The sequence below is a fragment of the Streptomyces sp. NPDC035033 genome (genome assembly GCF_040636735.1).
Taxonomy (GTDB): Bacteria; Actinomycetota; Actinomycetes; order Streptomycetales; family Streptomycetaceae; genus Streptomyces.
In genome coordinates this window covers 1-5,015 of record NZ_JBEZUZ010000190.1, presented here as the reverse complement: position 1 = coordinate 5,015, position 5,015 = coordinate 1, and the positions used below count along the sequence as shown (strand labels likewise).

The window sequence follows — 5,015 nt, the reverse complement described above, 5'->3', positions numbered from 1 at the left end:
GGCTCGTGCCCGGCCAGGGCGGCGGCGAACGCCGCGGGCTCGACGGCCGTGTGCCGCACCCCCGCGGCCTCCGCACCCTGGGCTCCCTCGCCCGGCGCCTGGTGCCACTCGAAGAGCCGCACCGCGCCGGAGTCGGCGAGATGGAACTCCGTCTCGCGGGTCTTCAGGAGCGGGTTCATCGGCACGACGACCGCTCCGGCCCGGAGGATGCCGTAGTACAGCACGACGAACTCGGGGACGTTCGGCAGCATCAGGGCGACCCGGTCCCCCGGCTCGACACCCTCGGACCGGAGCAGGGCGGCGGCCCGCGCACTGTGCTCGTCCAGCTCCGCGTAGCTGATCACCCGCTCCCCCAGACGCAGCGCGGGGCGCTCGGGCTGCCGCCGCGCCGTCTCCACGAGGAACCCTGCCAGATTGGCCATGACCCGCCTCCGTTACACGGAATCACCAGATGTTTACATCGCCGACATATTGCAGCCCCTCACGGGGTTCGCCCTATGGGCGGCGGGACAACGCTCGGGACAGCGGATTGTCCGCGAGAACAAAACGGGGTCGATATGCTGTGGACATGAACCTTTCGGGTGTGGCCGCCGCGCTTCTTTCGACGCTCCCCGAACTGGCCGAGAAGATGGCCCTGCGCATCCGCGCGGAGGTCGACGCGTACCAGGACGAGGCGCTGATCCCCCTGGAGTCGCTGCGCCGGTCCTGCGCCGCCAACGCGAACCTCATCCTGAGCCATCTGCTCAACGGGGGCGCTCCGGACGCGAGTTCGGCCCACGACACCGGCCGGGTCCGCGCCGAGCAGGGCGTTCCGCTGGCGGACACGCTGCACGCGTACCGGATCGGTTCGGAGCTGTTGTGGACCGAGATCCTCGCCGAGGCGCGCAGCCGCCCCGAGGTCACCGACGGGCTCCTGGTGGCGCAGTCCGCCGAGTTCTGGGCGCTGTCCGGCCTGTACGCGGAGGCCGTGGCGGTCTCCTACCGGGAGACGGCCGCCGAGCTGACCTCGCGGGGGCAGGCCCGGCGGTCGGCCCTGGTGGAGGCGCTGTTCACCGGCACCATCACCGGCGGCACGCTGTGGGAGGCCGCCCGTGAACTGGGCCTGCCCGAGCAGGGCCCGTACGCGATCGCCGTCGCGGAGGCCGCCGCGCCGGGCGAGGAGCCGCTCGCGGGCGTGGAGACGGCCCTGCGCCGGGCGGAACTCCCCTCGGCCTGGCGGCTGTTGCCGGACCAGCAGCTGGCCCTGATCGCGCTGCCCGGCGCGGCCGCGGAGACCGCCTGCCTGCGCGTGCTGCGGCGCAGTCGTGCCCGTGTGGGGTTCAGTCCGTGCTTCGACTCGCTGCGGGACGCCCCGCAGGCCCTGCGGTTCGCCCGGCTGGCGCTGTCCCGGCTGCCGGGCGCCGGGCCCGGGGTGGCGCGGTTCGACGACAATCCGCTGGCGATGGTCGTCGCCGCGGCGCCCGCCGAGGCCGCCCATCTGGTGGAGGTGACCCTCCGGCCGGTGCTCGACCTGCCGGCCGCGGAGCGGTCCCGTCTCCTGCGGACCCTGGAGCACTGGTTCGCCTCCGGCGGCTCGGCCGGCGAGGCGGCCCGCAGTCTGTTCGTCCACCCCAACACCGTCCGCTACCGGCTCCGGCGCGTCGAGGAGCTCACCGGGCGGCTGCTGTCCGATCCGCGGGCGGCGGCGGACATCGGCGCCGCGCTCCTGGCCGTCGGCGGCCCCGGGGGCTTCGACGGCCGGCCTCGCGGCTCCTGAAGGACGCCCGACCGGGCGGGCCCGGTCCCTCACTCCTCGTCGACGATGTGCATCGCGGCCTCCTCGGCGGAGGCCGCGCCGCCGTCGACGCCGAGGTCGTGGGCGTTCAGTCGCGACGTGACGGGGCCGGTGCCCTGGTCCTCGGAGACGAGGCGGCCGGCGCGTCCGGTGCCGACCTGGTCGTCGAGGAGTTCGCCGTCGGTGTCCGTCGCGTCGCCGATCCCGTCGCCGTCGGGGACGGCGAGGTCGGGCTCTTCCTCCGCGAGGCGCTCGTCGAGGGACTCCCCGCGCACCCGCTCGGCCGCGGTGACCCCCGTGTGCTCGACGCCCAGGGGGCGCTCGGGCGGTGAGTACCCCTCGTCGAGCGGGTCTCCCCCGGGCCCGTCGAGGGTGTCCTCGTGGTCCAGGACGCCCGCGTCGTCCTGGACCTCGCTTCCGTCCGGCTGGTAGACGTCGTCGCCCCATGCCTCGGGCCCGGTCATGTCCGACTCCCCTCGTTCCACACGGTCATGGAGTGACGTGGGGGCGGGTGAAGCGGAAGGCGCCCGCGCCGCTGCCCAGTTGGAGCCAGAGGTGCTCGGGCTGGGTGACGACCCGCAGGGCGATGGCCGCGCAGCCGGGGCAGCGGGCGGTCAGGCCGGGTTCGGGACCGTAGACGTGCAGCTGGGCCATGGTGGCGGGCAGGCGGCATCCGGGGCACAGCCGCCAGGCGGTGGTCGGGTCCGTCGCGAAGACTTCCCCGAGCGGTCCGGCCAGGGCGTTGCCGTCGAGGTACAGGGGATGCTCGTTCATGGCGGGGTTCCTCACCGTGCGGCGCGGGGTGTCAGCCGAAGCGTTCGGTACGGATCTGGTGGGACGGGTACCCGGTGGTCAGGAGGAGGCCGGTGGCGTGCTCGACGAATCCGGTCGGGCCGCAGACGTAGCAGCGGCCTTCCCCGGCGGGGGGCGGGCCCGGCAGGTCGTACGTGGTCATGCGGCCGGCGGGGCGCCCGGAGCCGTCCGGCGCCAGGCGGGTGTAGAGGCGCCGGACGCGGACGTGGGGGGCGGGGGCGTCGAGTTCGGGGGCGTACCAGACGTCGTCGGGGCTCCGGACGGAGTAGAGGAGGGTGCAGGGCGCGTCCGACGGCGACGCGGTCCGTGCGCGCAGCATCGCCATCAGCGGCACGATGCCGGAGCCGCCGGCTATCAGCAGGAGCGGACCGGGTTCCTCCGGCGTCCAGACGAACCAGCCGCCGAGGGGGCCCTTGACCTCGACCTCGGCGCCGACCGGGAGGTCGTCGGCCAGGTACGGGGAGACCTCGCCCCCGGCGGCGGCCTGGACGCCCAGCTCGATGCTGTCGGCGTCGGCGGGGGCGGCCAGCGAGTAGCTGCGCACCGCCTGGTAGCCGTCCTCCGCCGTCAGCCGTACGTCGACGTGCTGGCCCGGGAGGTGTCCCGGCCACCGCGCGACCTCGAACTTCAGGGTGCGGCCGGTCGCCGTCTGTTTCTCCCGCTCCGTCAGGCGGGCCCGTCGCCAGCCGTGCATCAGTCGCTCCGGTAGCGCTGCTCGCGCCAGGGGTCGCCGTAGTCGTGGTAGCCGGCCGACTCCCAGAAGCCCGGCTCGTTGTCCGAGGTGAGAATGAGGCCCTTGACCCACTTGGCCGACTTCCAGAAGTAGAGGTGCGGGACGAGGAGGCGGGCCGGGCCGCCGTGGTCCGGGGAGAGCGCGTAGCCGTCGTAGGTGTGCGCCAGCCATGCCTTGCCGCCGGTGACGTCCTCCAGCGGCAGGTTGGCGGTGTAGCCGTCGAAGGACTCGGCGACGACGAAGCCGGCGGCGGTCTCGACCCCGCCGAGCAGGACGTCGAGGGAGACACCGCGCCAGCGGGTGTCGAACTTCGACCACCGGGTCACGCAGTGGATGTCGACGGTGGGCTCTTCCTGGGGCAGGGCCATCATCTGGTCCCACGTCCAGGTCCGTGTTTCTCCCAGCTCGGTGGTCACGGTGAACGACCACCGGTCGGTGGGAATGCGGGGAGTGGGTCCGGCGGACAGGACGGGGAACGACTCCGTCGGGTACTGGCCGGGCGGGAGCCGTCCTTCGAATGCACGGGCCTTCCCGTGGAACCCCGGTGACAAGCCGCCCATGGGGTCGCTCCTCTCGCTCGGAGTCCGCTTCCGTCCGCTCCTCGTCGAGGTCGGCCCGGGCCCGGGCGTGCGGGTCGGGTACGAACGAGGCGGCCGGCCCACTGGGCGGCCGCGGGGTCGCGCGACCGGGGGCGCCGCGTGCGTGTCCCTTTCTCCTCCATGATCCCCGCCTGCCGCGCCCGTGCAACCCGGCACGTGCGGGTCCCTGTTGCGCGCGGCGACACGGCTCATGCGAAAGGCCGCCGCGCGCCGCACCGCGCGGCGGCTCGGACGGCGACGAGTCCGGGGCCGTCACAGCCCTGCCGGAGCGCGTCGGGCCCGAAGGCCGCGACCGGGCCGACAACGCCGGGTGTGCCCTCGGAGCGGGTGGCGATGGGGTGGCCTGCCCACACGATGAGTTCGCCGGTGAGGCCCTCAGGACGTCGGCGACCTTGTCGCCCGCCGGGAGGCGCGTGAGGGCGTCGGCGAGGGCCGAGGGGAGGGAGAGGGAGAGGGAGGGAGAGGAAGCGGCTGAGGGCGGGGAACCGGCCGTTGTGGGCGATGACGTCGTCGAGTGACGGTAAGTCCCGTGACAGGAGGAGGACTTCGGCGCCGGAGACGAGGAACGCCGACGTGCGGCGGCCTCGCACGGTGAAGCGGCGGACGCGGGAGGCGGTGCGTTCCTCGACGAGTCCGACCACGACTCGGGGCGGCCCCGACCGCTCTCGTCGACGACGCTTTCGGGTTCGCGCGGTTCCCGGACGCCTGACGGGCGCCCTTCGCCTCGTACGAAATGCTCCGTTCCGTGACGGCCCACCGGTCCGGGAAGCCGAGCGCTCGCGCAGGGCTCGCGGCCGGGTTGCGGGGGCCGAAGGGGGCGCGAACGATGGAGCCGGGCACGGAAGCCCGGGTGGGGGATCGCCATGCGCGGCCGGTCACAGGCCGCGGGAACAGGGCACCCGTGTGCCCGTGACGACGGAGTCGACATGACTGAGCTCCCTCCTCCGATCACGCCTTACCTCGAGCCGGCCGCGAAGGAGCTGTGCGAGGCGACCGACCCTCACCCGCGGATCTACGAGGTCCCCCCGGAGAAGGGCCGTGACATCCTCCTCGGCCTGCAAAGCGACACCAGCGTGCCGCGCCCGGAGGTCGACGA

6 protein-coding genes and 1 pseudogene are annotated in these 5,015 nt (G+C 73.9%); 2 read left to right on the top strand and 5 right to left on the bottom strand.

What is annotated here, in order from left to right; translation table 11 throughout:
• Positions 1-422: AMP-binding protein (locus tag AB0E83_RS35135; protein WP_362120838.1), on the bottom strand; the 422-nt coding region annotated here is incomplete at its 3' end.
• A gap of 146 nt (positions 423-568) precedes the next feature.
• Here AB0E83_RS35135 and AB0E83_RS35130 point away from each other — a divergent pair.
• Positions 569-1,756, top strand: coding sequence for a helix-turn-helix domain-containing protein (locus AB0E83_RS35130; protein ID WP_362120837.1), 1,188 nt, complete (start codon positions 569-571; stop codon positions 1,754-1,756).
• Between the two features lie 29 nt (positions 1,757-1,785).
• On the opposite strand, the gene AB0E83_RS35125 is transcribed toward AB0E83_RS35130, so the two are convergent.
• The 4 genes from AB0E83_RS35125 to AB0E83_RS35110 are packed head-to-tail and all read right to left on the bottom strand — an operon-like array spanning position 1,786 to position 3,880.
• Positions 1,786-2,238 carry a DUF5709 domain-containing protein gene (locus tag AB0E83_RS35125; protein ID WP_362120835.1) on the bottom strand — a complete coding sequence of 151 codons (453 nt, stop codon included), beginning with the start codon at positions 2,236-2,238 and terminating at the stop codon, positions 1,786-1,788.
• Positions 2,239-2,263: 25 nt separating this feature from the next.
• Positions 2,264-2,548: a DUF6510 family protein gene (locus AB0E83_RS35120; protein ID WP_362120833.1), complete on the bottom strand. Its 285-nt coding sequence runs from the start codon at positions 2,546-2,548 to the stop codon at positions 2,264-2,266.
• A gap of 31 nt (positions 2,549-2,579) precedes the next feature.
• Positions 2,580-3,281: a ferredoxin reductase gene (locus tag AB0E83_RS35115; protein WP_362120831.1), complete on the bottom strand. Its 702-nt coding sequence runs from the start codon at positions 3,279-3,281 to the stop codon at positions 2,580-2,582.
• Positions 3,281-3,880 carry a sulfite oxidase-like oxidoreductase gene (locus AB0E83_RS35110; RefSeq protein WP_362120829.1) on the bottom strand — a complete coding sequence of 200 codons (600 nt, stop codon included), beginning with the start codon at positions 3,878-3,880 and terminating at the stop codon, positions 3,281-3,283. The genes AB0E83_RS35115 and AB0E83_RS35110 overlap by 1 nt, the downstream gene beginning before the upstream one ends.
• 965 nt (positions 3,881-4,845) lie before the next feature.
• Between AB0E83_RS35110 and AB0E83_RS35105 the strand changes: the two are divergent.
• Positions 4,846-5,015, top strand: a pseudogene (locus tag AB0E83_RS35105) (esterase); the annotation flags it as partial.